The following is a 26059-nucleotide window of genomic DNA, read 5'->3' as shown; positions in this document are numbered from 1 at the left end:
ACCACCCAATCCCCGCATTCTGTTTTGTTTTGTGTTGGGGGGGGTTTGTTTTTTTTTTTAGCCGCGGGGGGGGCCCCGCCCCCCCCCGCCGCCCCCCCACCCGTCAGTCGTTCCAGCGGGCGGATCAGTGGGCGGCGTCCGCGATCCGGACGTCGTGGCTGTCGCCGTCGGACAGGAACGCGGCCAGCGCCTCCCCCTCGTCCGCCACCGCGGTGCGGTCGGTCCGGGAGAGACCGTGCAACGGGGTGACCGTCACGGTGGCGTCCTTGCCGACGGTCCAGGTCGCGGCGACCCGGCCGTCGACCAGGACGACACGCTCACCGGCGACCGACAGACCGCGGTGTGCGTCGTCGATGATCCGGCCGCGGTCCTGGTAGCCGAGGATCGCGTTGTCGAACGCCGGCAGGAACCGCACCGGGGCCGGTGTGTCCGGGTCAGGACGCGGCGCGTCGGGCAGGTCCAGCAGCTCACGGCCCCGTTCGTCACGGAAGGCGACCAGCTCTCCGCGTACGGCCGCGATCGCGGCGGGCAGGCCCGCCAGGCCGCACCAGGCGCGCAGATCGGCCGAGGCGGCGGGACCGAACGCGGCCAGATAGCGCCGGACCAGCGCCTGGCCCACCTGATCGGAACCGTCCCCGTCCGGCGGATCGGCTTCGCGCCCCAGCCAGGAGGAGAGCGTCACATTGCGCACCCCCGCCCTCGTCCGCCAGAGCCCGCGCGGCGGGAGCTGCGCCATCGGGACGAGGGCGGCGATCAGCATCTCGCCCAGTGCCCGCGGCCCCGGGTCCGGCCAGCGCTCTGCGACCGCCCGCGCCAGCTCGGTCATCGTGCGGGGCTCGCCGTCGGCCATGACGGCCCGGCCGGCCGCCGCGAGCTCGTCGAGGTCCACCCCGGCGAGTTCCTGGCGGTAGGTCCCGAGCACGCGCTGGCGCAGCATGGCCGTGTGACGGCCCCGCCAGGCCAGGGCGTCGTCGGCGGTGACCAGGTGGACGGTCCGGCGCATGAGGTGGGTGCGCACCGCCTTCCGCCCGGTCAGCAGGTCCGAGAGCGCCGAGGGGTCGAACGCGGACAGCCTGGACCAGAGCCCGACGAACGGTTCCTGCGGTTCCTGCGCCTGCAGACCGCCGAGGTGGGCGACCGCGTCGAGGACCGGCAGACCGGCACGGTCGAGCAGCAGCTGCCGGGCCAGCGTCGCGCGGTTGAGCGCCCGGGTGCCGAGGACGAGAGCGGTCGACGTACCCACCGCTCAGGTCGACTTCTGGCCGTCGAGCGACTCGCGCAGGATGTCCGCGTGGCCGGCGTGCTGGGCGGTCTCCGCGATGACGTGCATCAGCACCCGGCGGGCGCTGTGCACCGACCCCGGCTCGTTCCAGGGCGCCTCGGGCAGCGGGTGCGTCACGGACAGGTCGGGCAGACCGGCGACGATCTCCTCGGTCCTGGCGGCCACCTGCTCGTACCGTTCGACGATCCCGGCCAGCGTCTCGCCGGGCAGCATCCGGAAGTTGTTCTGGTGGTCGATCGCCCACTGCGGGAACTCACGTGCGGTACCGGCCGCGAAGTCGGCCCAGGTGACACCGTCCGGCAGGGCGAAGGACATCGCGGAGGGGCCCTCGATCACGAAGCGCAGCCAGCTCTCCTCGATGGCCGCGACATGCTTGATCAGCCCGGCGAGGGACAGCGTGCTGACGGTGGGGCTCTGGCCGGCCTGTTCGTCGCTGAGATCGCGGGCCGTGGCCGTCAGAGCGGACCGGACGGTCGCGAGTTCGGCGAGCAGGTCGCTCCGCTCGGGGTCGAGGGCGGGCCTGGGGGTGGTCGTGGCGGTCACGTCGGTCATGGTGCTCGCGTCCTTCTTCTCGTCGGGGTTCGCGCTCCGGCTGTCTCTGCCGGCCACAGGAAGACAATCTCAGGGGAAGCGGTCAGGGAGTGTCCGCTACTCCATGCACCATGGAGCCATGCAGAAAACCTCAGCGCGACTGCTGTCCCTGCTCTCGCTGCTCCAGGCGCGCCGGGACTGGCCCGGGGGGCTGCTGGCCGAGCGGCTGGACATCAGTCCGCGCACCGTGCGCCGCGACGTCGACCGCCTGCGCGAACTCGGCTATCCCATCGTCGCCTTCAAGGGGCCGGACGGCGGATACCGCCTCGACGCCGGTACGGAACTGCCGCCGCTCCTGTTCGACGACGAGCAGGCCGTGGCCCTGGCCGTCGCGCTCCGGATCGCGACCGTGTCCGGTGCCGGGATCGGGGAGGCGTCGGTGCGCGCGCTGGCCACCGTGCGGCAGGTCATGCCCGCGCGGCTGCGCCGCCGGATCGACACCCTTCAGGTCACCGCCGTCGAGCGGCCCGTGTCCCGGCCGGCGCCCCAGCTCGACAGCGGTGTGCTCCTGACCCTCGGTGCGACCGTCCACGCCTGTGAGGTACTGCGCTTCGACTACACCCCGGCCGCTGCGACGGCTCCGGCGTCCCCGGCACCCCCACGCAGGGTCGAGCCCCACCACCTGGTCACCTGGGGCGGACGCTGGTATCTCGTCGCCTGGGACCTGGACCGCGAGGACTGGCGGACCTTCCGCGCCGACCGGATCACCCCGCGCATCCCCACCGGCCCCCGCTTCGTCCCGCGCGAACTCCCCGGCGGTGACGTGGCCGCCTTCGTGGCCGCCAGGTTCCGGGGCTCCGACGGCTCCGGCGACTGGCCCTGCCGCGGCGAGGTGATCCTCGCCAAGCCCGCCTCCGACGTGGCCCAGTACGTGCACGACGGAGTCGTCGAGGCGCTCGGACCGGAGCGTTGCCGGGTCACCCTCGGCTCATGGTCCTGGGTCGGCCTGGCCGCCACCATCGGCCGCTTCGACGCAGACATCGAGGTCGTCGGCCCGGCCGAACTGAAGGACGCGTTCGCCCAGTTGGCCCGACGCTACGCCGACGCCGCAGCCGGCCGGGAGCGACCTCTTACGGACCGGTGACGTGGGGCGCGTACCCCTGCTCCGGGGCAGGGAACGGACCTAGGGTTCGGCGCATGCGAGTTCTGGTCACCGGCGGTGCCGGGTTCATCGGGTCCCATGTCGTCGAGGCGCTGCGGACGGGCGGGCACGAGCCCGTGGTGTTCGACGCACGTGCCGTACGGGGAGCGGGCGGCGGTGACGTCCGCGATGGCGGTGCGGTGTCGGCGGCCCTCTCCGGGGTCGACGCGGTCTGTCACCAGGCGGCGATGGTCGGCCTGGGCAAGGGGGTCGCGGACGCGGCCGAGTACGTCTCCCACAACGACCTCGGCACCGCCGTGCTCCTGGCGGCGATGGCCGGGGCCGGGGTCCGGCGGCTCGTCCTGGCCGGGTCGATGGTCGTGTACGGGGAGGGCCGGTACTCCTGTGCGCGGCACGGCGGGGTGCGCCCCGGGCCGCGGTCGGCCGCCGATCTGACGGCGGGCCGGTTCGAGCCGCGCTGCCCGTCCTGCGGAGCGGACCTGGCGCCCGGTCTCGTCGGCGAGGACGCCCCGGCCGACCCCCGCAACGTGTACGCGACGACCAAGCTCGCGCAGGAACACCTGGCCGCCGCGTGGGCACGGTCGACGGACGGTACGGCGGTCTCGCTGAGGTACCACAACGTCTACGGGCCCGGGATGCCCCGCGACACCCCGTACGCCGGTGTCGCGTCCTTCTTCCGTTCGGCGCTGGCCCGCGGTGAGGCCCCCCGTGTCTTCGAGGACGGCCTTCAGCGGCGGGACTTCGTGCAGGTACGCGATGTGGCGGCGGCCAATGTGACGGCCCTGGAGGCGGATGCGGCGGGCGGCGCGCTGACGGCGTACAACGTGGGCAGCGGTGAGCCGCACACGGTCGGTGAGATGGCTCGGGCGCTGGCCGACGCGTACGGTGGGCCCGCGCCCGTGGTGACCGGGGAGTTCCGGCTCGGGGACGTACGGCACATCACCGCGGACTCGTCCCGGCTGCGGACCGGGCTGGGGTGGAAGCCCGAGGTCGGATTCGAGGAGGGCATGCGGGAGTTCGCGGTGGCGCGCCTGCGGGGCGAGTGAGTCCGTCACCGGGGTGTCCGGTCGACCGCCCACGTGGTTGGCCAACCGTTCACGTTGCTTGTCGATCCGGTGGGTCGAGGTCCGCTCTCACGTTCCGGCCGCCGCGGGCAGGGTCACCTCGAAGCGGCAGCCGCCGGAGATGTTGCGCACGGTGGCGCGGCCCCGGTGGGCCTCGACGATGCCCTGGACGATGGCGAGCCCCAGGCCGGCTCCGGCCGGGGGCGTGCGGGCGTCGGAGCCTCGCCAGCCCGTGTCGAAGACGCGCGGGAGGTCCTGCTCGGGGATGCCGCCGCAGCCGTCGCTGACGGACAGCACGACTCCGTCGGCCGAACGGGCGGCGGCCACCGCGACCGTGCCGTCGGCCGGGGTGCGCCGGATCGCGTTGACCAGGAGGTTGCCGAGGACCCGGCTCATCTCCTTGCCGTCCACCTCGACCGGCAACGGTTCGACGAGGTCGCCCACCAGCCGTACCCCGTGCCGGCGGGCGAGCGGGTCCGCTCCGGCGAGGGCGTCGCTGACCAGGTCGTACAGCGACATACGGGACAGGGACAGGGCGAGCGTTCCGGCGTGTATGCGGGAGAGTTCGAAGAGGTCGCCGACCATGTCGTTGAGCCGGTCGACCTCGGTCCGGATCTGGCGCAGATAGCGCTGAGGGTCGGCGGCCACACCGTCCTCCAGCGCCTCAGACATCGCACGCAGCCCGGCGAGCGGGGTGCGCAGGTCGTGCGAGATCCAGGCGACGAGTTCACGGCGGGAGGACTCCAGGGCGCGCTCGCGCATCCGGGACTCGGCGAGTCTGGCGCTGGTGGCCGCCAGTTCACGGCTGACCGCGGCGAGTTCGGCGGTCGCGGGGGCGTCGGGGGCGGTGAAGTCGCCGCCGTCGCCGAAGGAGCGGGCGGCCACGACGAGTTCACGGCTGCGGGCGACGACCCAGCGGCCGAGCAGCAGCGCGGTGACCATGGAGACGACGGCCGCCATCGCGACGACCGTGGTGACCACGCTCAGATCGTGTGCGGACAGGAACATCGCCTGCGCCACGGCCAGGGTTCCGGCGAGCATCGCGGTCACCGCCACGGCGGCCACCACGGCGAGGGACACGGTGAGCGAACGGCGCCTGATCAGGCGCAGCGCACCGGCTCCGGCCAGCCCCGCTGCCGCGGCGCCCGCGAAGGCGTAAAGGGCGATCAGCAGCATGTCACGCATGGTCGGCCTCTTCCTGGGGGCCGTCTTCGGCGGCGGGAGCGGGTGCGTCGGCAGGAGCGGGTGCGTCGGCGGTCGGGTCGAAGCGGTAGCCGACGCCCCACACCGTCTGGATCAGCCGGGGCCGCGCCGGATCGTCCTCGACCTTGCCGCGCAGCCGCCGGACGTGGACGGTCACGGTCGACAGGTCCCCGAAGTCCCACCCCCACACCTCGCGCATCAGATCCTCCCGGGCGAACGCGCGGCCCGGGTGGCGCAGGAGGAAGGCCAGCAGGTCGAACTCCCGCAGGGTGAGGGCGAGTTCCGTGCCCTGCTTGGAGGCGCGGCGCGCGGCGGGATCGACGGTCAGCCCGGCCGCGCTCAGTGGCCGTGCGGCGACGGCGGGCCGGGTGCGGCGCAGCACCGACTCCACCCGCAGCACCAGCTCGCGCGGGCTGAACGGCTTGGTGACGTAGTCGTCCGCGCCCACTTCGAGGCCCATGATGCGGTCGTCCTCGTCGCCACGGGCGGTGAGCATGATGACGGGCACGGGTCCGCGCTCGCGCAGCCGCCGGCACACCTCCAGGCCGTCCATGCCGGGCAGCATCAGGTCCAGGACCACGAGGTCGGGCCAGTGCGCGGCGGCGCGAGCGAGCGCGTCGGGGCCGTCGCCGGCGCGGTCGACGCCGTATCCGGCCCGGTCGAGGTATCCGGAGACGACCTCGGCGACGGTGGGGTCGTCGTCGACCACCAGGATGCGGGCGCCACCCCCGGCAGAACGGGATGCGGCGTGCGAGGCCGCCTGAGGCGCGGCCTCGGGGGCTGCCTGCGGGGCGGCGCGAGGAGCCGGTGTCGGTTCGTGCGGCTGGTGCATGCGCCAAGCCTCGCACCGCGCTGTCCCCCGTGCCGCCCCCGCACCCCGACGTCCCTGTTTCGTAAGGACCCGATGCCCGATATGCGCATTTCGCGTTCGTAGGGTGAAGGGCGTGACAACCCCTCCCGCCCCACCTCCTGTCGACGTGGTCCTCCCCTGCCTGAACGAGGCCGAGGCCCTGCCCTGGGTCCTCGCCCGCATCCCGCCCGGCTGGCGGGCCCTCGTCGTGGACAACGGCTCCACCGACGGCTCGGCCGACATCGCCCGCGCTCTCGGCGCACACGTCGTCGACGCACCGCGCCGCGGCTTCGGGGCCGCCTGCCACGCGGGGCTCGCCGCCGCCACCGCCGACATCGTCTGCTTCTGCGACTGCGACGCCTCGCTCGATCCGTCGCTCCTCATCCCCTTCGTACGCCAAGTACGTTCAGGTGAGGCCGACTTGGTACTGGGCAGACGCCGCCCGAAAGGCCGGTCCGCCTGGCCCGCCCACGCCCGGGCAGGCAACCTCGCGCTCGCCAGGCTGCTGCGCCGCCGCACCGGGCTCCGGCTGCACGACCTCGGCCCCCTGCGCGCCGCCCGCCGCGAGTCCCTGCTGGCCCTCGGGCTCACCGACCGGCGCAGCGGCTATCCGCTGCAGATGGTCGTGCGCGCCGCCGACGCGGGCTGGCGGATCGCCGAGCACGACGTGCCCTATCTGCCCCGTACGGGCGCCTCCAAGGTGACCGGCACCTGGCTCGGCACCTGGCAGGCCGTCCGGGACATGAGCCGCGTGCTGGCCGAACCCGCGTCCCCCACCTCGGACACAGCCCCAGCCCCAGCCCAGGACCAGGACCAGGACCAGGACCAGGACCAGGACCAGGACCAGGACCAGGTCCAGAACTCAGCCCCAGCCCCAGCCGCCCAAGGAGGCACCCCCCGATGACCACACTGCTCGTCATCGCCAAGGAGCCGCGGCCGGGGCGGGTCAAGACCCGGCTCACTCCGCCGTTCACCCCGGTGGAGGCCGCCGCCCTCGCCGAGGCGGCACTCGCCGACACCCTGTACGCCGTGGCCGCCACGCCCGCCACCCGCCGGGTCCTCGTCCTGGAAGGGGCGCCGGGCCCGTGGTTGCCGCCCGGCTTCGACGTCGTACCGCAGTGCGGTGGAGGACTCGACGAGCGGCTGGCCGCGGCCTTCGCCGGCTGTGACGGACCCACGCTGCTCATCGGAATGGACACACCCCAGGTGACACCGGCCCTGCTCAGCGTGGACCTCACGCACTGCGACGCCGTCTTCGGCCCGGCCGAGGACGGCGGTTTCTGGGCGCTGGGGCTGGCCGAACCCGATCCGCTGCTGCTGCGCGGGGTACCGATGTCGACGCCCACCACCGGGGCCGTGCAGCGCGGCCGGCTCATCGCCGCCGGGCTGCGCGTACGCGACCTGCCGCCGCTGCGGGACGTCGACACGGCCGCCGACGCCGAGGCGGTCGCCGCGCTCGCGCCCCGGGGGCGCTTCGCCGCCCGTCTCGCCGGACTCACGGCGGTCGCCGGACGATGAACCGACCCCTGAACGGATCCATGCACGGATCCACGGTGGACGCATCCCCGATCGGCGACTCCTCGGAGGACGACTTCCCGGTGAGTGACTTCCCGTCGGGCGACCTCGTCCCACCGCCCGCCCAGCCCGCGTGGGCCGGCGCCGACCCGTACACCCGCGCGCTGCGCACCGGCCGCGGCCCCCTCTTCCTGCGCCGGGCCGACGGCTGGCTGCTGCCGCTGGAAGTGGAACGCTGGTGTGCCCGCGCCGACGCGGTGGACCTGGAGATCCTGGGCCGGTGCGAGGGTTCCGTGCTCGACATCGGCTGCGGCCCGGGGCGGCTCGTCGCGGAACTCGCCGGGCAGGGACGGCGTGTCCTCGGCATCGACGTCAGCGCGGCGGCCGTCAGCCGGACCACGCGGCTCGGCGGCACCGCCCTGCGCCGCTCGGTCTTCGAGCCGCTCCCCGCCGAGGGCCGCTGGGACACCGCACTCCTCGTCGACGGCAACATCGGCATCGGCGGCGATCCGCGCGCGCTCCTCGCCAGGCTGGCCGACCTGCTGGTCCCGGCCGGGCTGCTGATCGCCGAGACCGTGCCGATGGACGTCGACGAGCGCGTCCGTGTACACATCACGGACGCGCGCGACGCCGACGTCCCCGGCACTCCCGCCACACCGGGTACGCCGTTCCCCTGGGCCCGGATCGGGACGCGCGCCCTGATCCGGCACGCGACGCGCGCGGGCTGGACCGCGGTCGATCAGTGGACGACCGGCGGACGGTCCTTCGTCGCCCTGCGCAGCCGGAGCCTCAGGCGCAGCAGGAAGAGCAACGCCGACCCGGCGAAGAGGACGGCGGTGATCAGCAGCCAGCGGCCGAGGAAGCCGTCCGCGGGCAGCCCGGTCGCCATCCGGTACCGCCGGTCCACCTGACCGCCGATCACCGGGAACCAGACCAGCAGGAGCAGCGCGGACAGGGCCGCCGGGACACGGACGTACATCGCCCGTTCCCGGTGGCCGGCCGCGCCGAACACCCGGACGACCCCGCGGTCCGCCACCGCGTACAACGGCAGCAGCACCAAGTCGTGCAGCAGGGCCGCCCCCACGAACCACAGGGTCACCCCGAGCCAGTCGTCGCCTAGCAGCCGTACGCCGGCATAGCCCGCGAGGGCGAACGAGCAGGCGAGCAGCAGGAGTTGCATGGTCCCCTTGGGCGGTTTCCTCATCACAGGTCTCCGAACGTCATACGGGCCACCCATTTCGTGTTGAGCACACCGGGCGCGGCGGGCACGACGATCCGTGCCGGGTAGCCGTGATCCGGGCTCAGGTCCTCGCCGTTGACCCGCAGGGCGAGCAGGGAGCGCGGGTCCGCGACCTGGTTGGCGCGCAGGGCCGCGCGGCGGAAGGAGCCGTGCCGCTGGAGGGACTCGACGAGGACGTCCGGCGGATCGCCGTCGTGGCCGACGAGCGCCGCGAGGTCACGGAGCCGCACACCGCGCCACCACTGGTCCGAGGTCGACCAGCCTTCGACACACGCGATCGGCAACGCCGCGCTGTGGAGCGGCAGTTGAAGCAGCTCGGCCCGGCTCAGCCGGACCGTGCCCGTCCGTCCCGTGACGACGAGCCGCCATGCGTCCTCGCCCGTCTCCTCGTCGTCGATGCCCGCGTAGGCGGCCGTCTTGTTGATCTGGAAGCCGTTCGGGCCGCTGCCCGGGTCGGCTCCGCCGTGCGGCGCGAGGAGGGCCGTGCGCCGCAGCGGCCCGTCGAAGCTCCGCCCCGCCGTCGTCCCGAACAGCAGCAGGGACCCGCCGCCGACGAACCACAGCGCCCCACGCCGGGAGACGGTCGCCGGATCGGGCCGAGGAGAGACCAACTCCCCTCCGTCCGCTGCCTCCTGGCCCTGCCGCATGCGGCGTACGTTCCGTACGGCGGCCGGTGTCTTCAGTACGGCGTGGGTGACGAACGCGGCGAAGAACACCCACGCGCCGTAGAAGTGGAGCGGGTAGAAGGACCCCGGGAAGAGGTAGTCGAGCTGGACGTTGAGCACGCCGGTCACGAACTCGAACAGCGCGCCCCCGACCAGCAGCAGCAACGAGATCCGCTCCAGCGCATGGGTGAGCGAACGGGCCGGCGGCAGCGCGAACAGCTTCGGCACCACCGACCACAGCTTGGCCAGCAGCACGGGGATCAGGGTGACGCCGAGCGTGACGTGAACCCCTTGTGTGAGGCGGTAGAGCCAGTACGGGCCGGTGGGCCACGCGAAGAGATAGAAACCGAGGACGCCCTTGTCCGGGGTCTTGTCGTTCACCGGCGACAGGCCGGGGTTGTAGGCGGCGTAGGACAGCAGACCTGTCACGAACAGCACGGTGATGCCGACGAGCAGGACGAGGCCGAGTACCGAGGTGAACCAGGGACCGCGCAGCGGACTGCGCCAGAAACCGGGTGAGGTGGGAAGCCTTGGGGAGTGGTCGCGCATGGCCCGACCGTAGGCAGGAAAGGGCCCCTGGCAGGGCCTGCGAACCATGACGAAACGCTGACGTCCGCAGGGCGGGCGGCTCGAAACGGCTCCTGCCGCCCTAGCGTTCCCGTGTGATCCGCTCCCTTCTGCGACACCCGACGTCGCGCGCCCTCGATCCTCGTGACCTGACTCCTGGCAGCCCGACTTCTGGCAGCCGGACTCCTCGCGGCCGGACGCCTCGCAGCCAGACCCTGCGCGACCTGACCACGGCGTCGGCCGCCCTGCTCCTCGTCCTCGCCGCCGTGCTGATCGGCCGCCACATCGAGCAGACCGACCACACCCTGTTCGCGAACTGGCCTCCGCTGTGGGCGAGTTGGGACCCGCACCTCGGACCGGGCACCCCGGCCGCGGTGGCGGTCGCGCTGGGCGTCGTGGCGTACGGTCCCGTCCTCGCCGCGCGCCTGCCCTGGCGTGCGCTGCTGGGCGCCTCCTGGGCGGGTGCCATGGCCTGGATCTGGTCGCTGGCCCTGATCGACGGATGGCACCGGGGCGTGGCCGCCCGGCTCACCACCCGTTACGAGTACCTCCAGGTCATCGACCGCTTCCACGACATCCCGGCGACCCTGCGGGACTTCACCCGCCACATCCCGCTCGACTCACCGGACCACTGGCCGCCGCATGTGGCCGGACATCCACCCGCCGCCTCCCTCACCTTCGTCCTCCTCGACCGGATCGGGCTGAGCGGCGGCGGCTGGGCCGGAACCTGGTGCATCACGGTCGGCGCCACCGCCTGCGTCGCCGTACTGGTGACCGTGCGCAGGCTCGCCGACGAGGAGTCGGCGCGGCGCGCGGCACCGTTCCTGGTGCTCGCACCGGCGGCGGTGTGGATGGGCACGTCGGCCGACGCGTACTTCGCCGCGGTCGCCGCCTGGTCGATCGCGGCACTCGCACTCACCGTGACCTCACCGAAGGGCCCCCGGACCAGAGCCACCGCCTTCACCTCCGGCCTCCTCTTCGGCCTGACCTGCTACCTCTCGTACGGGCTCACGCTCATGGCGGTGATCGCCGCGGGCGTGCTGTTCCTCGGGCGGAGCCGGGTCCGGGTGCTCCCCTGCCTCGTCTCCCGGGCCGCCTTCCTGATCGCGGGTCTCGCCGTCGTCCCCGTGGCGTTCACGCTGGGCGGGTTCGACTGGTGGGAGGCGTACCACCTCCTGGTCACGCGCTACTACGACGGCGCGGGCGGTATCCGGCCCTACGGCTACTGGGTGTGGGCGAACCTCGCGTGCACCGTCCTCATCACGGGCCTCACGACAGCGGCCGGGCTCCGGCGGGCGGCCGTCGCACTGGTCCGTGGACGCCAAGGGCTGCTGCCCCACCGCGAGGCCCGGGGGCCGGGGGCCGGGGGTCCAGTGCCCGGCGCCGAGTCCCCGACAGCAGGCGTCGCGTCTCCGGGGGCGGGCGCCGAGTCGCTGCGGGCCGGTGCTCAAGCCCGGCTCGCCCTGCTCGTCCTGTGCGGGCTGCTCGCCCTGCTCATCGCCGACCTGTCCGGGATGAGCAAGGCCGAGACCGAACGCATCTGGCTGCCCTTCGCGATGTGGCTGCTCCCGGCATGCGCGCTGCTCAGCCGTCCCCGGGCCTGGCTGGGCGCCCAGGCCGTACTCGCCCTGCTCCTCAACCATCTGCTGCTGACCGGTTGGTGACCGCCCTCGTGCCCGTCGTCAGGACACCGTCACGATTCTTTTGCTCGCCCGCCGCCCAAAGAACCGTATTTTCCCGCGCGGGTGTGGCAAGTTGTACCTCAGCCGGTCCCGTCACTTCCCCCCGTAGTGGCGGGCCCGGCGTTTTTTGCGTCCGGCCGGTGCGGTGGACGCCCCCTCCGCGCTCGTCCTCCGGTCCTCACCCGTCGCCTCACCGGTCCTCACCCGTCGCCTCGCTTGTCGTCGGGATCGGGCATGGGGGGCCAGATGGGGCGATGGGCCTCGGGGAGTTCCAGCAGAGCCGGCCCGACCGCCCGGCGGACGGGCAGCAGCTCCGTACTGCCCGTCTGGACGAGCAATTCGGAGAGTCTGCGGCCCGCTCCGGCCAGGATGAGCCTGCCGTCCAGGCGTTTCAGCAGCCATCTGATCGCGAGCAGGCAGTTCAGCCCACGTGAGTCGCAGAAGACGAGCGCTGTCACATCGAGCACCAGGTGCCGTCGCCCCGCGTCGACGATGGCGGCGAGGGTACCCAGGAAGTACTCCTCACAACTCTGGTCGAGTTCGCCGCTGATCCGCAGGACCGCGCAGTGCTCGCCGTCGGTTATCTGGGTGATGGTCAGGCGGTGGGTCTGCGTGGACATCACACCTCCCGGTTCCAAGGCCACGGGCGCCCGGTGGCACGCGCCCGTACGCGTCCGTGTGCCCCGCATTCGAGCGGACAACGGCGCGGGCCGAAACTCTCTCCGCGCGGTGGATCACGGTTGCCCGGGACCCTGCTTCCGAGGCGTTCCCGGTGTCCTTTCCGGTGCCCCTTTCGGAGTTCTCTTCCGTGGCGCTCCGACGACACCGGCCGCCGCGGCCCTGAGGAGGCGACGGAAAGTGGGGCATTCGACGTGGCTCGGCGCGGGGCAGGCCGCGGCGTGCCGCAGGGAGTCCCGCAGGACAGCGAGCTCCTGGATCGTCCGGTCCAGTTCGTCCGCCCGGTCGGTCAGCAGCTGCCGGTCGATACGTGGTTGCCCGTCCGGCGCGAACATGCGGGCGATCTCGTCGAGCGAGAACCCGGCGGTGCGGCCCAGCGCGATCAGCGACAGGCGCTCCAGCACGGCGGGGTCGTACTGACGCCGCAGACCCCGTCGGCCGGTCGGGGTGATCAGGCCTTTTTCCTCGTAGAACCGCAGGGTCGAGGCAGGCACCCCGGCGCGGTGCGCCACCTCCGCGATGTCCAGTTCCGGCATGTTCTTGACCTCAAGTCGGCTTGAAGTAGCACGGTGTCATCTCCATCCGGGCGAGGCAAGCACAGGAGACACCATGGACAGGGGCATCGACATCACGCACGGGACCGACAACGAGCAGGCGGCCCGCTGGAACGGGACCGCCGGCCGCGCATGGGTCGAGAGCCGGGCGGTGCTCGACGAGTTGTTCAGGCCTTTCGAGGACCTTCTCGTCGAGGCGGCCGTCACCGAACGGGCCGGCCGGGTGCTCGACGTCGGCTGCGGCACCGGCAGCACCACGCTGGCCGTCGCGCGGCGGCTCGGCGCGCGCGGGCGCTGCGTCGGCGTCGACCTCTCCGAGCCGATGATCACGGTCGCCCGGACGCGCGCCGGGCAGGAGGGCGGGCAGACCGGGCGGGAGGGCGGGGAGGAGGGCACACGGGCGGCCTCGTTCGTGCTCGCCGACGCACAGGATCACGCGTTCGAGCCCGGCAGCTTCGACCTGGTGGTCTCGCGCTTCGGAGTCATGTTCTTCAACGACTCCGTCAAGGCCTTCACCAATCTGCGGCGTGCCGTGCGCGACGACGCCGGGCTCAGGTTCATCGCCTGGCGCGGCCCCGCGGAGAATCCGTTCATGACGACGGCCGAACGCGCCGCGGCACCGTTCCTGCCGGACCTGCCCGCCCGCCGTCCCGACGAGCCCGGCCAGTTCGCCTTCGCGGCTCCCGACAGGGTGCGCCGCGTCCTGGAGGAGAGCGGCTGGACCGGGGTCGACATCCAGCCGCTCGACGTCGACTGCACCCTGCCCGAGAGCGAACTCGTCCCCTACTTCACCCGGCTCGGACCGCTCGGCCTGGTCCTGCGCGAGGCGGACGAGCGGACCCGTACGGACCTCGTCGAAACGGTCCGCGCCGCGTTCGACCCGTACGTCCAGGGTGCCGAGGTCCGCTTCACCGCGGCCTGCTGGACGGTCGGCGCGCGGGCGTAGGCCGCCGCTCCCACCCGGGCGCCCGGCCTCCGGGACGGGTACACGTAATCCGCGACGGCGTCCCGCGATCAGGCGTCCCGCGCGACGACGGGCGGCGCGCAGGTGTCGCGTTCGGCGGTCCAGGTGATGTGCGGGGGGACGACCCGTGCGCACAGGGGGCCGCCCTGGGGGTCGGTCAGGCCCAGACGTGCCACCAGTACGCCCTCGCGGGCGGCCTCCGCGAGTACGTCCGCAGGGACCATGTCGAGCATGAGCTTGGCGCGCCGGAACATCGAGAAGACGCCCTCCTCGTCGACCGTGCCCCAGGACAGGTAGACGAAGCGGCGGCCCAGGCGGTCCTGCACGTAGGGGCCCTGTACGTCGGTGCCGGTCGGTGTCGTCGTCGCCGTGCACTCCAGGGTCCAGGTCGCCGACTCCGCGTCCCCGGGGTGGGGGTCGAGCACTTCGCCCGGCCTGCTCCGGCGCTGTACGGCCACGTGGATCTCGCGGGGCTCTTCCGGGCCGTTGCGGCTGATGGGGACGGGGTGGGTGCGTCCTGGGAGGTCTACGGCTTCGATACGGATGCGCAGGGCGGTCATGGGGTCATCATGCCGCCGTGCGGAGCTGCGGCTTCGTCGGGGCTGGGCGCGCCGTTCCCCGCGCCCCTTTCGGGGCGCCCCTCGCTCAGGCCTCAGGTCACGGGGATCGCCACGTACTGGTAGTCCAGGAACTCGTCCATTCCCACTCGGCCGCCCTCCCTGCCCAGGCCGGACTGCTTGACCCCGCCGAAGGGGGCCGCCGGGTTGGAGACCAGGCCGGTGTTGAGGCCGACCATGCCGACCTCCAGGAGTTCGCTGACGCGGAGGGCGCGGTCCAGGCCCTCGGTGAAGACGTAACCGACCAGCCCCCAGGGGGTGTCGTTGGCGCGGCGGACCACCTCGTCCTCGTCGTCGAAGGTGAGGATCGCGGCGACCGGGCCGAAGATCTCCGCGCCCATCAGACGGCTGCCGGTGTCGACGTCCGCGAGCACGGTCGGCGGATAGAAGCACCCCGGCCCCGCGGGCGTACGGCCGCCGACGAGCACCCGGGCGCCGCGTTCCACCGCGTCCGCGACCAGGTCCTCCACCTTGGCGCGGCCCTTCGCGTCGATCAGCGGGCCCACGTCGACTCCCTCGCGCGTGCCCGGCCCCACGACGAGCGCCCCCATCCGCCGGGCGAGCCGCTCGCCGAACTCCTCGGCCACCGTCCGGTGCACGAAGAAGCGGTTGGCGGCGGTGCACGCCTCCCCCATGTTGCGCATCTTGGCGGTCATCGCGCCGTCCACGGCCTTGTCGAGGTCCGCGTCGCCGAAGACGATGAAGGGCGCGTTGCCGCCCAGCTCCATCGAGGTGCGTACGACAGCGTCCGCGCACTGCGCCAGCAGCAGCCGACCCACCTGCGTGGAGCCGGTGAACGACAGTTTGCGGATGCGTCCGCCGCGCAGCAGCGGCTCGCAGACCTCGCCGGCGCGGGAGGTGGTGACGACGTTCAGGACGCCGTCCGGCAGCCCGGCCTCCTGGAGGATCGCGGCCAGCGCGAGGCTGGACAGCGGTGTCTGCGGAGCCGGTTTGAGCACCATCGTGCAGCCCGCCGCGATCGCCGGGCCGATCTTGCGGGCGCCCATGGCCAGCGGGAAGTTCCACGGGGTGATCAGCAGACAGGGGCCGACCGGGCGGCGGGAGAGCAGCATGCGGTGCCGCCCGTCGGGCAGCGTGCCGTGGCCGCCGTCGACGCGTACGGCCTCCTCGGAGAACCACCGGAAGAATTCGGCGGCGTACGCCACCTCTCCCCTGGCCTCGGTGAGCGGCTTGCCCATCTCGGAGGTCATCAGGTGGGCGAGTTCGTCGGTCCGTTCGAGGACGAGTTCGTGTGCGCGGCGCAGGATCTCGCTGCGGGTCCGGGGTGCGGTACGGGCCCACGTCTCCTGGGCCCGTACGGCGGCGTCCTCCGCGAGCCTGGCCTCCTTGAGGCCTCCGTCGGCGACATGGCAGAGGATCTCTCCGGTCGCGGGGTCGTCGACGGGCAGGGTGGCGCCGTCCGCGGCATCCACCCAGGCGCCGCCGATGAACAACCGGGTCGGGGTGTCGGTCATGGTGTCGCTCCTGAGTCGATCGGCGGCGGGGCGGGCGTGCGGCTGCACACGGGCCGGGGCCGGTCCTTCAGCGGCGGCGGTCTAGGCCGGTGATGTACCGGCCTCCACCGCCGCCGCCCACGCCTCAAGGCCCGCGTCCACCGCCGTCTCGTCGATCACCAGCGCCGGGATCATACGGACGACCTGGTTCCAGGCGCCGCACAGCAGCAGGAGCAGGCCCTCGTCGACGGCGGCCCGCTGGACGCGGGAGGCGGTCACTGGGTCGGGGCCGCCGTCCGCGTCGACGAACTCGCTGCCCAGCATCAGCCCGAGGCCGCGTACGTCCCCGATGGCGGGCGTCCGGTCGGCCACCGCAGCCAGGCCCCGGCGCAGCCGTGCCCCCATCGCCTCGGCGTTCTCGACCAGTTTCTCGTCGCGTACGACGTCGAGGGTCGCGCAGGCCGCGGCGCACGCCACCGCGTTGGCGCCGTAGGTGCCGCCCTGCGAGCCGGGCCACGCCTTGGCCATCAGCTCCTCGGGGGCGGCGATGCCGGACAGCGGGAATCCGCTGGCCAGCCCCTTGGCGGTGACCAGGATGTCGGGGGTGACACCGAAGTGGTCGTGTCCCCAGAACCGGCCGGTGCGGCCCACCCCCGTCTGCACCTCGTCCAGGATCTGCAGGAAGCCGTGCCGGTCGGCGCGTTCCCGCAGCCCTTCCATGAAGGCGCGGGTCGCGGGCACGTAACCGCCCTCGCCGAGCACCGGTTCGACGATGACGGCGGCCGTGTCGGCGGGCGAGGAGATCGTCTGCAGCGTGTGGTCGAGCTCCTGGAGGGCGAAGCGGGTGGCGGTCTCCTCGTCCCAGCCGTACCGGTAGGCCGTCGGGAACGGGGTGACGACCACGCCGCTCATCAGCGGGGAGAACCCGGAGCGGAAACGGGTGCCGGACGTCGTCATGGCGGCGGCGGCCACGGTCCGGCCGTGGAATCCGCCGTGGCAGACCAGGACGTTCGGGCGGCCGGTGGCCTGCCGGGCCAGCCGCAGCGCGGCCTCCACCGCCTCGCTCCCGGAGTTGGTGAAGAAGAGGCTGTCGAGGCCGGCGGGCAGCACCTCGCCGAGTCTGTCGACGAGCCGGCGCAGCGGCTCGTGCATGACCGTCGTGTACTGGCCGTGGATCAGCGTGCCCACCTGCTCCTGGGCGGCTTCGACGACCCTCGGGTGGCAGTGTCCGGTGCTGGTGACACCGATGCCCGCGGTGAAGTCGAGATAGCGGCGGCCGTCCTCACCGAAGAGGTGGACGCCCTCGCCCCGGACGGCCACCACGGGAGTGGCCTGGCGAAGGTGCGGCGACAGTGCGGTCATGTGCGTCTCCCGGCCGTGCGTCGTCGTCTGCTCCCGAAGGGCGAGCATCTCGACCGGGGCGGCAGGCGGCAATGCGTGAACTGTCCGGCCCGGCGGCGGGGTTCGGACGTTGTGTCAACCGTGCGCAGGTCAGCCACGCTTGTCACAGGGTCCGGGCGGGCAGGCACGCACCATGAGCGAGTACGCCGAAACGCCCCGCACGTCCCTGGCCGAAGGACGGCCGGGCACAGCTCCCGCGGGCCGCGCGCTCACCGTCGCCGACGTCCTGGCCCTGCCCGTCCTGGCCGCGGGCAGACCGGAGGTGGTCGCCGGGGCGACCTGTCTCGACCGGCCGGTCCGCTGGGTCCACATCACCGAACTCACCGACCCCGCCTCCTTCCTCAAGGGCGGCGAACTCGTCCTGACCACCGGTATGCCGTTGCCCGAGGACCCGGCGGGCGTACGCCGTTACGTCGACGAGCTGGCCGACGTCGGGGCCGCGGCCCTGGTCATCGAACTCGTACGGCGCTACCACCGCCCGCCCACACCCCTCATCCAGGCGTGCCGCGTCCGTGGCCTGCCGCTCGTCACCCTGGCCGAGGACGTCAACTTCCTTGAGGTCACCCAGGTCGTCCACACCCTCATCCTCGGCAGCCAGGCGGACGCCGTGCGCCGGACCCAGCGCATCCACGAGGCGTTCACCGCCCTGACGCTGCGCGGCGCCGGACCCGAGGACGTCGTCCGCGCGGCGGCGGAGATGAGCGGGCGTACGGTCGTCCTGGAGAACCTGGTGCATCAGGCGCTGCTCTGCGAGCCGTCCGGCAGCACGGTGGACGAGGCACTGACCGGCTGGGAGCGGCGCTCCAGGGCGACGCAGCACGAGCAGGCCCCCCGGACCGCCCGTCCGGAGGTGACCGGTCCCGAAGTAACCGGCCCCGACGTAACCGGCTCGGAGGTCACCGGCCCCGAAGTGACCGGCCCGGAGGGCTGGCTCGTGGCCCCCGTGGAGTACCAGGGCGAACTCTGGGGACGCGTCGCCATGCTGCCGCCCTCGGCGCCGTCGGCGGTGTTCGGGCCGCAGGACGTCACCGTCCTGGAGCGGACCGCGATGGCCCTGACGATCGCCCGCCTCATCCACGCCACGCCCTGGGAGCGCACAGCGCACCGGAGCGCCCTGCGCGACCTCGCCGAGCAGCGCCACCGCTCCCCCGCGGACGCCCGCGCGCGCCTCGCCGCGCTGGGCCTGCCCACCGAGGGCACCGTCTTCCTCGCGGTCCTGATGGACACCCGGGCGCCCGTCGACGGCACCGGTCTGGAGGCCCGTCTGTCCCAGGAGCTCCGGACGACGGGCACAGCCGCGCTGGTCGGCGTACTGGCGCCCGCGCGGCTCGGCATCCTGCTGGCCCTGCGCCCGTCCCAGCCGTGGCGGTCCGTCGTCGAGCAACTGGGCCGTACCGCGCTGGAGGTGGACCCGTGTGCCGTCGTGAGCGTCGGTTCCGAGGTCATGGATCTGGCCCGCACCGCCCGTTCCTTCCGTGAGGCGTCCCGCGTCGCGGAAGCCACCCGTCCGGGCCGGCCCCTCACCACGGGCAGGTCGTACAACGAACTGTCCGACATCGGACTGCGCCGCCTGCTGTACGCGCTGCGCGAGGACACCCGTGTCCAGGAGTACGCCGAACGGCAGCTCGGCCGGCTCATCGACCACGACGTCCGGCACGGCACCGAACTCCTGGGGACCCTGCGGCACTATCTGGACGCCGCGGGCAGCAAGACCGGTGCCGCCCGGCTCGGCGGGCTGTCCCGGGAGACCGTCTACCAGCGTCTGCGCACCATCGAGCGGCTGCTCGACTGCGATCTCGAATCCGGTGAGCGGCGTACCGGACTGCATGTGGCCCTCACGGCCCTCGACGTCCTGCGGGAGGGCGGAGCGGCGACCTGAGACCGGTCGCCGCTCCGCCGTCGAGCACGGCCGGGCTCTACAGGTGGCCGCGCAGGCGTGCGCGCAGCAGGTTGGGGTCGGTGGCCGTGGCGTAGGCGGCGCTGAGCACGTACACCTCCTTGCCGCGCAGCGCCACGGAGCTGGGGTTCTGGAGTCCGTCGGCGGTGTCCAGGACGGTGGTCCGGGTGCCGTCGGGCCGGATGCGCACGACCCTGTTGGTGGTGTTGAGCGTGGCCAGGACGTCGTCGCCGTGTCCGGTGAAGGCGAAGTCGTCGATTCCGACCAGGTCCGGGTCCGACGCCTTGATCTGCGGGGTGCCCGCGCGGTTTCCCGGGCGGATCGGGATGCGCAGGAGCGTGCCCCGGTCGAGGTTGGTCACCCAGAGGGCGCCGTCGTGCACCTTCGCCCCATTGACTCCGAGGAAGCCGGCCGGGGCGAGTTCGGGTGCGGTGGACCAGGCGGTGGGGGTGCCGCCGGTGACGGGGACGGTCCACACCGTGCCGAGCACCGAGTCGGTGATGTAGAGGTGCTTGCCGCGTTCGTCCAGGGCCAGTCCGTTGGGCAGTCCGTCCTCGGGCAGTGCGGCGATGCGCTGCGGGGCCTTCCCGGGGCGCAGCCGCCACAGGCCTGTCAGGTCGGCGGTTCCGGTCGCGTACAGCACGTACAGGGTGCCGTCCGGGGTGCGGGCGATCCCGGTGGCCAGCGGGAAGCCGAGGGCGGGGGTGTGGACTCCGCCGTCGGCGGGCGCGGGCAGGGTCGCCAGGACACGGGTCGCGCCCCGGGGGCTCACCTCGGCCACCTGACGGCTCGCGGCGAAGGTGACGGCCGCGGTGCCGTCGGGCAACAGGGCGATGTTCTCCGGCAGTTGACCCGCGGACACGTCGAAGTGGGTGGCGATCCGTACGTCGGTCAGCGGTTCGCGGGTGGGACGGGTGGGGGTGGCGTCGGCCGGCAGGGCCGAGGCGAGGGTGGCGGCGGCCACCGCGACGGCGGCCATGAGTGTCTTGACACGCCGGTTCGACGGGGGACTCGACGTGCGGTTCGATGTGTGGTTCGACATGGTTCCTTCTCCGGTTTCGGGCATGCGGCAGCCGTGGTGCGGCGCCGGGGTCGAGGGCGCCTCGGTGAGAGGGCGTGAGGGTGCGACCGCCCCGCGAAGGGCGCGGGTCAGGCGGTGCGGGTCAGCGGGTCAGTGGATTAACAGGTCAGCAGGTCAGCGGGGTCGGCGGGTCAGGCCGTGCGGGACTCGGCGGCGTGGTGCGGCCGGTCCGCGTCCCGGGGTGCGGTGGCATGGGCGAGCAGCGCCAGGGCCGCCGCGGACGGGGAGCCGGGGTCGGCGGTGGCCACCACCAGGGACGGTCCGTCCCCCTGGGGGCTCTGCAGTGTCTGCTGGGTGACGGTCAGGGTCCCGACCAGCGGATGGCGCATCTCGTAGTCGGCGACATCGCAGGCGAGCACCCGGTGGTCGGCCCACATCGTGGCGAACTCCCGGCTGCGCATGGTCAGTTCGCCGATCAGCGCGGCCAGCAGCGGGTCGTCCGGGTGCCGTCCGGCCGTCAGCCGCAGATTACCCACGACGGCCCTGGCCTTGGCGTGCCAGTCGGTGTACAGGTCGCGGGTGTGCGCGTCCATGAACACCAGCCTGGCCATGTTCGGCCGTCGCCCCGGACCGCCCGTGCTGCCGGGATCGTCCGGGCTGTCCGGATCGAGGTGCCCCGCGAACAGCCCGTGCCCCGGGCGGTTCCAGGCCAGGACGTCGCTGCGGCGCCCGATCACGACGGCAGGGGTGCCGTCGACGGCCGCCAGCAGGGCGCTGGTCGCGGGAGTGATGCGTTCGGGACGCGGCCGTGCGCCGGGCCCGCGCCGCCTGGGCGCAGCACTGGCCAGGGTGTGCAGATGGGCGCGCTCGGAGTCGTCCAGTCGCAGGGCGCTCGCCACGGCGTCCAGCACCTCGCGTGAGGCGTTGCGCGACTGACCCTGTTCCAGGCGGGTGTAGTAGGGCGCGCTGATGCCGGCGAGCATCGCGAGTTCCTCCCGGCGCAGCCCCGGCACGCGGCGCCGCTCGCCGTAGGTCCGCAACCCCACGTCCTCGGGGCGCAGTTGGCTCCGGCGTGCCTGGAGGAACTCGGCGAGGTGCCCGTCGTGCTTGTTCATGACACCGAGTATGCGGACCGCCGCCGGTCGGCGCCTCACCCCGCCGGGGTAGGGATCGGCGGGGTCAGCCTGCAGGCCCGAGGGTCTGTCTACAGGCCAGCGAGCACCCGGTCCGGGGTCAGGGGCAGTTCGCGGTGGCGGACGCCCGTGGCGTGGTGGACGGCGTTGCCGATGGCGGCGGCCGTGCCGACGACGCCGATCTCGCCGATGCCCTTGCTGCCCATCGGGTTGAGATGCGGGTCGTCCTCGTCGATCCAGTGCGCCTCGATGTCGGGCACGTCGGCATGGGCCGGGACGTGGTACGCGGCGAGGTCGCGCTCCATAAAGTCGCCGGACGCGGCGTCCATGGTGCTGCTCTCGGTCAGCGCCATGCCCAGGCCCATGGTCATGGCGCCGATGAACTGGGAGCGCGCGGTACGGGCGTTGAGGATGTGTCCGGCGGCGTAGACGCCCAGGAGTCGGCGTACCCGGACCTCTCCGGTCACCGTGTCGACGGTGACCTCGGCGAAGTGCGCGCCGAAGGCGTGCCGGGAGTAGGGGCTGTCGGCGTCGGCGGTGCCCGCCGTGTCGGCACGCGCCCGGAGCCCTTCGGACGGCAGGGGGCCGGTGTGCTCGGCGAGGCTCGACGCCAGCCGCGTACAGGCCTCGTGGACGGCCCAGCCCCAGGACGCCGTACCCGAGGAACCCCCGGCCAGTGGTGCGGACGGCAGGTCGCTGTTGCCGATTTCGGCGCGTACGCGGTCCAGGGGGACGCGGAGTGCGTCGGCGGCGACCTGGGCGAGGACGGTACGGGCGCCGGTGCCGATGTCGGTGGCGTTGATGCGGACGACGAAACCGCCGTCGGGAGTCGCGTGCGCCTCCGCCCGCGCCGGACTGGCCATCACCGGATAGGTCGCGGAGGCCACCCCCGTGCCGACAAGGAGCGGGCCCTCGGAACGCGACCGGGGGCGGGGGTCGCGTGCCGCCCAGTCGAAGCGCCGCGCGCCCTCCCGCAGGCAGTCGACGAGGTGACGGCTGCTGAACGGTCTGCCGCTGTCGGGTTCGGTGTCCGGCTCGTTGGTGATCCGCAGTTCCACCGGGTCCAGGCCTGCGGCCAGGGCGAGTTCGTCCATGGCGGACTCCAGGGCGTACATGCCCGGTGCCTCGCCGGGTGCGCGCATCCAGGACGGGCTGGGCACGTCCAGCGGCACCACCCGGTGGGAGCTGAGCCGGTGGGGTGCCGCGTACATGATCCGGCTGGGTACGGCGGCCTGCTCCACGAACTCCTTGATGCGGGAGGTGTGGGTGGTGACCTCGTGAAGGGACGAGGTGAGGGTGCCGTCGGCGGTGGCGCCCAGCCGGAGCCGGTGCAGGGTGGGCGCCCGGTGACCGACGACGGCGGGCAGGAAACGCCGGGGCAGCGCGACGGTGACGGGGCGTCCGGTCTCCCGTGCCGCCATCACGGCGAGCACCACATGGGGCCGCGGGGTGCCCTTGGACCCGAACCCGCCGCCGACGTGTTCGCTGATGACGGTCACGTCGTCCTCGGACAGCTCGAACAGCGAGGCCAGGGTGGCGCGTACGGTCGTGGCGCCCTGGCTGGAGTCGTGCACGACGAGTCGGTCGCCGTCCCAGCGGGCGGTCGCCGCGTGCGGTTCCATGGGGTGGTTGTGCAGCGGCGGTACGCGGTAGCGGGAGTCGACGCGGACCTCGGCGGACGCGAACGCGCCCTCGGGGTCGCCCTGTTCGCGGCGTGCGGGGAAACCGCCGTTGGCCTTCTCGGGTGCGTAGGCCTCGGGGTGGTCGTCGGTCAGGGTGACGTCGTGTTCCTCCACGTCGTACGCGACCCGGACCGCGGCGGCGCCCGCGCGGGCCGCCTCCAGGGTCTCGCCGACGACCAGGGCGACGAACCAGCCGTGGTGCGGCACGCGCGGGTCCTGCAGCACGGAGAGCGTGGGGTCGTCGGCGGGGGCGAGCCGGGGCGCGTTCTCGTGGGTGAGGACGGAGAGCACCCCGGGCAGCGCCAGGGCGGCCTCCGTGTCGACGGCACGGACGCTCCCGCGGGCGATCCCGGCGGCCACCGGCCAGGCGTGGGCCCTGCCGGGATCGGTCTGTTCGGCGGCGTAGCGGGCCCTGCCGGTGACCTTGTCCCGGCCCTCCCGGCGCTCGGCGGGCGCGCCCAGCGCGGTGCCGGTGTCGGCCATGACTGCTCCTTCTGCTGGGTTTCCGGTCAGGTCCTGGTGGTGGGCGGCGCGAGCCGTCGCAGGGCGTCCACCGCGAGATTGCGGGCCAGCCGGACCTTGAAGCCGTTGTCGCGCAGCGGCCGGGCAGCGGCGAGTTCGAGGTCAGCGGCCCGCTCGAACGCGGCCGTCGTCGGCGCCGCGCCCAGCAGTGCCTCTTCCGCGATCCTGGCCCGCCAGGGCCGGTGGGCCACTCCCCCGAAGGCGAGGCCGACCCGCCGGACGACACCGCCCTCCACGTCGAGCACCGCGGCGACGGAGACGAGGGCGAAGGCGTACGAGGCCCGGTCGCGGGCCTTGCGGTACAGCGAGGGCAGCCCGGCCGTCGAGGCCGGCAGGACCACACCGGTGATCAGCTCACCGGGGCGGATCACCGTGTCCTGCTCGGGACGGTCCCCGGGCAGCCGGTGGAACTCTGCCACGGGAACGGTCCGCGGCCCCTCGGCCCCGTGCAGTTCGACCGCCGCGTCCAGGGCGGCCAGTGCCACGGCCATGTCCGACGGATGCGTGGCGATGCACTGCGGAGAGTGCCCGAGCACCGCGTGATCACGGTGTACGCCGTCCAGGGCGCCGCAACCGGAGCCGGGAACCCGCTTGTTGCAGGGCTTGCCGGTGTCCTGGAAGTACGGGCAGCGGGTGCGCTGGAGCAGATTGCCGCCGGTGGTGGCCGCGTTGCGCAGTTGCCCGGAGGCCCCGGCCAGGAGTGCCTGGGAGAGCGCCGGACAGCGGTCGCGGACCGTTGGGTGGGCGGCGAGGTCGCTGTTGCGGACCGTGGCGCCGATCCGTACCGATCCGTCGGGCAGTTCGTCCACCGTGTCGAGGGGCAGCCTGCTGACGTCGACCAGCGTGGACGGTTCCTCCACGCCGAGTTTCATCAGGTCCACCAGGTTGGTTCCGCCGCCGAGGTAGCGGGCGCCGGGGTGGGCCGCGTACAGCTCGGCGGCCTCCTCGACACTGCCGGCGCGTGCGTAGGCGAGGGGTTTCACCGGATCACGTCCTCGACGGCCCGCACGATGTTGGGGTAGGCGCCGCAGCGGCAGAGGTTGCCGCTGAGCCGCTCGCGGATCTCGTCGGGACCGAGCGGCACGGGCTCCCCGGACGGGGTCGCGGGGTCCGTCACGTGCGAGGGGTGGCCGGACTGGGCCTCCGCGATCGCGCCGACGGCGCTGCAGAGCTGTCCGGGCGTGCAGTAGCCGCACTGGAAGGCGTCGCGGTCGATGAAGGCCCGCTGCAGGGGGTGCAGCTCGCCGTCGGCCGGCCGTTCTCCGCCGTCAGCCCGCCGTTCTCCGCCGTCGACGCGGTCATCACCGTCGTTGCGGTCATCGCCGTCAGCGTCGTCACCGGCGGCGAGTCCTTCCACCGTCGTGATGTCGCAGCCGTCCTGGGCCACGGCGGGCAGCAGGCAGCTGTTGACGCGGCGGCCGTCCACCAGGACCGTGCAGGCACCGCACTGGCCGTGGTCGCAGCCCTTCTTGGCGCCGGTGAGGTGGAGCTGCTCGCGCAGCACGTCCAGCAGGACGGAACGGTGGTCGACGACGAGCGTGCGCGGCCTGCCGTTCACCCGCAGGGTCACCTCGGAGTGGTGGCGATCGGGTGACGAGGGGATGCGTTCCCCCCGACGGACGGCGCCCGGGCGGGCGGTCCCGTCGTCCGCGGCCGAGCCGTTCGTCGGGCTGTCGCTCAGGCTGTTGTTCGCGCTGCTTCTCGGGCTGTTTCTCGGGCTGCCCATGCTGTTCATGACCTTCCGACGGCACTCCGGACCACGCAGCTCACGTGTCCAGGCTGCGGCCCGCCGGACCTCCCCGCACGTCGGAGCCGAGCGGGGGGCGTGCGGGAGGACGTGCGGAGGGTGCGTTCGGGCGGCCCTTTCGCCGGCCCCTGTCAGCCGCCGGCCGCGGCCGTGACCGTCGCCGGGTCCTCGCCGGTCAGCTCCACGATGCGGTGCGGCGCCACACCCGCGGCCAGCGCCCGTCCGATCAGCTCGTCCCGGCCGTCCGCGATGTCGCGATAGGACAGCAGCTGCTCCTCGACCCGCGCGATCGCCTCCGGACCGGTCCGTCCGCGCACCCGGCTCAGTTCCTCGTCGCTCAGCGGCACCGGCAGCCGCTCCGCTCCCTCGGGGACGGAGCCCGTCTCCTCCGGCGGCAGCAGGCGCAGCTCCGGAGCGGTCGCCGTCGTTCCCTGGGCGTCCAGCCATGCTCGTACCGCGGGAGTCTCCATGCAGGCGAGGTCGCCGACGGCGGCCGGGGGCACGCCGAGCCGCACTGCCGCGTCGTCGAGCAGGAACAGGTAGGCGTCGTCGGTCATCCTCGGCTCCTTCTCAACGGGGTCCGGTCGCCCTCCCTCTACCCCGCCGCCTCCGGATTACCGCCGCTCTT

General features: G+C 73.3%; 24 protein-coding genes and 1 pseudogene. 8 read left to right on the top strand and 17 right to left on the bottom strand.

Annotated features, from left to right (window positions below; translation table 11 throughout):
* Positions 1 to 124 precede the first annotated feature (124 nt).
* Positions 125 to 1243, bottom strand: coding sequence for a winged helix DNA-binding domain-containing protein (locus ACFVH5_RS19510; RefSeq protein WP_385834906.1), 1119 nt, complete (start codon positions 1241 to 1243; stop codon positions 125 to 127).
* A gap of 3 nt (positions 1244 to 1246) precedes the next feature.
* Positions 1247 to 1834 (bottom strand): DinB family protein, encoded by a 588-nt coding sequence (locus ACFVH5_RS19505; protein WP_385834910.1) that lies wholly within the window; start codon positions 1832 to 1834, stop codon positions 1247 to 1249.
* Between the two features lie 118 nt (positions 1835 to 1952).
* Here ACFVH5_RS19505 and ACFVH5_RS19500 point away from each other — a divergent pair, with 118 nt between their 5' ends.
* Together ACFVH5_RS19500 and ACFVH5_RS19495 are read left to right on the top strand one after the other, a co-directional pair.
* Entirely contained in the window at positions 1953 to 2957 is a 1005-nt protein-coding gene (locus ACFVH5_RS19500; RefSeq protein ID WP_385834905.1) for a helix-turn-helix transcriptional regulator, read from the top strand.
* A gap of 53 nt (positions 2958 to 3010) precedes the next feature.
* Entirely contained in the window at positions 3011 to 4021 is a 1011-nt protein-coding gene (locus ACFVH5_RS19495) for an NAD-dependent epimerase/dehydratase family protein (RefSeq protein ID WP_385834903.1), read from the top strand.
* A gap of 87 nt (positions 4022 to 4108) precedes the next feature.
* Here the strand turns inward: ACFVH5_RS19495 and ACFVH5_RS19490 are convergent, their stop codons facing one another.
* Both ACFVH5_RS19490 and ACFVH5_RS19485 read right to left on the bottom strand, forming a co-directional pair.
* Entirely contained in the window at positions 4109 to 5224 is a 1116-nt protein-coding gene (locus ACFVH5_RS19490) for a sensor histidine kinase (protein ID WP_385834902.1), read from the bottom strand.
* Positions 5217 to 6074 (bottom strand): response regulator transcription factor, encoded by an 858-nt coding sequence (locus ACFVH5_RS19485; RefSeq protein ID WP_385834901.1) that lies wholly within the window; start codon positions 6072 to 6074, stop codon positions 5217 to 5219. Before ACFVH5_RS19485 ends, ACFVH5_RS19490 begins: the two co-directional genes overlap by 8 nt.
* A 103-nt stretch (positions 6075 to 6177) precedes the next feature.
* Here ACFVH5_RS19485 and ACFVH5_RS19480 point away from each other — a divergent pair, with 103 nt between their 5' ends.
* The 3 genes and pseudogenes from ACFVH5_RS19480 to ACFVH5_RS19470 all read left to right on the top strand — a co-directional run.
* Positions 6178 to 6996: a glycosyltransferase family 2 protein gene (locus ACFVH5_RS19480; RefSeq protein ID WP_385834900.1), complete on the top strand. Its 819-nt coding sequence runs from the start codon at positions 6178 to 6180 to the stop codon at positions 6994 to 6996.
* Complete coding sequence (locus ACFVH5_RS19475; RefSeq protein ID WP_385834899.1) at positions 6993 to 7610, top strand: DUF2064 domain-containing protein; 618 nt, start codon at positions 6993 to 6995, stop codon at positions 7608 to 7610. Before ACFVH5_RS19480 ends, ACFVH5_RS19475 begins: the two co-directional genes overlap by 4 nt.
* Positions 7607 to 8188: pseudogene (locus ACFVH5_RS19470) on the top strand (class I SAM-dependent methyltransferase); the annotation flags it as partial. The gene ACFVH5_RS19475 and the pseudogene ACFVH5_RS19470, both read left to right, overlap by 4 nt.
* Before the next feature lie 158 nt (positions 8189 to 8346).
* Here ACFVH5_RS19470 and ACFVH5_RS19465 read toward each other — a convergent pair.
* Entirely contained in the window at positions 8347 to 8844 is a 498-nt protein-coding gene (locus tag ACFVH5_RS19465) for a hypothetical protein (RefSeq protein ID WP_385834898.1), read from the bottom strand.
* Positions 8811 to 10061, bottom strand: a complete 1251-nt coding sequence (locus tag ACFVH5_RS19460) for a molybdopterin-dependent oxidoreductase (RefSeq protein WP_385834897.1) — start codon at positions 10059 to 10061, stop codon at positions 8811 to 8813. The genes ACFVH5_RS19465 and ACFVH5_RS19460 overlap by 34 nt, the downstream gene beginning before the upstream one ends.
* Positions 10062 to 10294: 233 nt before the next feature.
* Between ACFVH5_RS19460 and ACFVH5_RS19455 the strand changes: the two genes are divergently transcribed.
* The gene (locus ACFVH5_RS19455) at positions 10295 to 11743 is read left to right on the top strand and encodes a hypothetical protein (protein ID WP_385834909.1); all 1449 of its coding nucleotides are present in this window, start codon (positions 10295 to 10297) and stop codon (positions 11741 to 11743) included.
* A 218-nt stretch (positions 11744 to 11961) separates the two neighbouring features.
* Here the strand turns inward: ACFVH5_RS19455 and ACFVH5_RS19450 are convergent, their stop codons facing one another.
* Both ACFVH5_RS19450 and ACFVH5_RS19445 read right to left on the bottom strand, forming a co-directional pair.
* Positions 11962 to 12381 (bottom strand): STAS domain-containing protein, encoded by a 420-nt coding sequence (locus ACFVH5_RS19450; RefSeq protein ID WP_385834896.1) that lies wholly within the window; start codon positions 12379 to 12381, stop codon positions 11962 to 11964.
* Between the two features lie 114 nt (positions 12382 to 12495).
* Positions 12496 to 12975, bottom strand: coding sequence for a helix-turn-helix domain-containing protein (locus ACFVH5_RS19445; RefSeq protein ID WP_385834895.1), 480 nt, complete (start codon positions 12973 to 12975; stop codon positions 12496 to 12498).
* Positions 12976 to 13048: 73 nt separating this feature from the next.
* Between ACFVH5_RS19445 and ACFVH5_RS19440 the strand changes: the two genes are divergently transcribed.
* Complete coding sequence (locus tag ACFVH5_RS19440) at positions 13049 to 13939, top strand: class I SAM-dependent methyltransferase (RefSeq protein WP_385834893.1); 891 nt, start codon at positions 13049 to 13051, stop codon at positions 13937 to 13939.
* A gap of 68 nt (positions 13940 to 14007) precedes the next feature.
* On the opposite strand, the gene ACFVH5_RS19435 is transcribed toward ACFVH5_RS19440, so the two are convergent.
* From ACFVH5_RS19435 to ACFVH5_RS19425, 3 genes are all read right to left on the bottom strand, one after another.
* Entirely contained in the window at positions 14008 to 14517 is a 510-nt protein-coding gene (locus tag ACFVH5_RS19435) for a DUF5990 family protein (RefSeq protein WP_385834892.1), read from the bottom strand.
* A 92-nt stretch (positions 14518 to 14609) separates the two neighbouring features.
* On the bottom strand, positions 14610 to 16049 hold the full coding sequence (locus ACFVH5_RS19430) for an NAD-dependent succinate-semialdehyde dehydrogenase (protein ID WP_385834891.1): 1440 nt from the start codon (positions 16047 to 16049) through the stop codon (positions 14610 to 14612).
* 81 nt (positions 16050 to 16130) lie between these two features.
* Positions 16131 to 17390: an aspartate aminotransferase family protein gene (locus ACFVH5_RS19425; protein ID WP_385834890.1), complete on the bottom strand. Its 1260-nt coding sequence runs from the start codon at positions 17388 to 17390 to the stop codon at positions 16131 to 16133.
* Between the two features lie 172 nt (positions 17391 to 17562).
* Between ACFVH5_RS19425 and ACFVH5_RS19420 the strand changes: the two genes are divergently transcribed.
* Entirely contained in the window at positions 17563 to 19308 is a 1746-nt protein-coding gene (locus tag ACFVH5_RS19420) for a PucR family transcriptional regulator (RefSeq protein ID WP_385834888.1), read from the top strand.
* Positions 19309 to 19345: 37 nt separating this feature from the next.
* Here ACFVH5_RS19420 and ACFVH5_RS19415 read toward each other — a convergent pair whose 3' ends face one another.
* From ACFVH5_RS19415 to ACFVH5_RS19390, 6 genes are all read right to left on the bottom strand, one after another.
* The gene (locus ACFVH5_RS19415; RefSeq protein WP_385834887.1) at positions 19346 to 20368 is read right to left on the bottom strand and encodes an SMP-30/gluconolactonase/LRE family protein; all 1023 of its coding nucleotides are present in this window, start codon (positions 20366 to 20368) and stop codon (positions 19346 to 19348) included.
* Positions 20369 to 20538: 170 nt separating this feature from the next.
* Positions 20539 to 21462: a helix-turn-helix domain-containing protein gene (locus tag ACFVH5_RS19410; RefSeq protein ID WP_385834886.1), complete on the bottom strand. Its 924-nt coding sequence runs from the start codon at positions 21460 to 21462 to the stop codon at positions 20539 to 20541.
* 89 nt (positions 21463 to 21551) lie between these two features.
* Positions 21552 to 23645, bottom strand: coding sequence for a xanthine dehydrogenase family protein molybdopterin-binding subunit (locus tag ACFVH5_RS19405; RefSeq protein WP_385834885.1), 2094 nt, complete (start codon positions 23643 to 23645; stop codon positions 21552 to 21554).
* A gap of 26 nt (positions 23646 to 23671) precedes the next feature.
* Positions 23672 to 24667: an FAD binding domain-containing protein gene (locus ACFVH5_RS19400; protein ID WP_385834884.1), complete on the bottom strand. Its 996-nt coding sequence runs from the start codon at positions 24665 to 24667 to the stop codon at positions 23672 to 23674.
* The gene (locus tag ACFVH5_RS19395) at positions 24664 to 25410 is read right to left on the bottom strand and encodes a (2Fe-2S)-binding protein (protein WP_385834883.1); all 747 of its coding nucleotides are present in this window, start codon (positions 25408 to 25410) and stop codon (positions 24664 to 24666) included. Before ACFVH5_RS19395 ends, ACFVH5_RS19400 begins: the two co-directional genes overlap by 4 nt.
* 152 nt (positions 25411 to 25562) lie before the next feature.
* A complete protein-coding gene (locus ACFVH5_RS19390) occupies positions 25563 to 25988 on the bottom strand; it encodes a DUF6003 family protein (protein WP_385834882.1) in 426 nt (141 codons plus the stop codon).
* Positions 25989 to 26059 lie beyond the last annotated feature (71 nt).

This window comes from Streptomyces sp. NPDC127119, from assembly GCF_042677425.1.
Lineage (GTDB): Bacteria > Actinomycetota > Actinomycetes > Streptomycetales > Streptomycetaceae > Streptomyces.
Note: the sequence above shows the minus strand (reverse complement) of the source record. Positions and strands in the feature narration are given on the sequence as shown.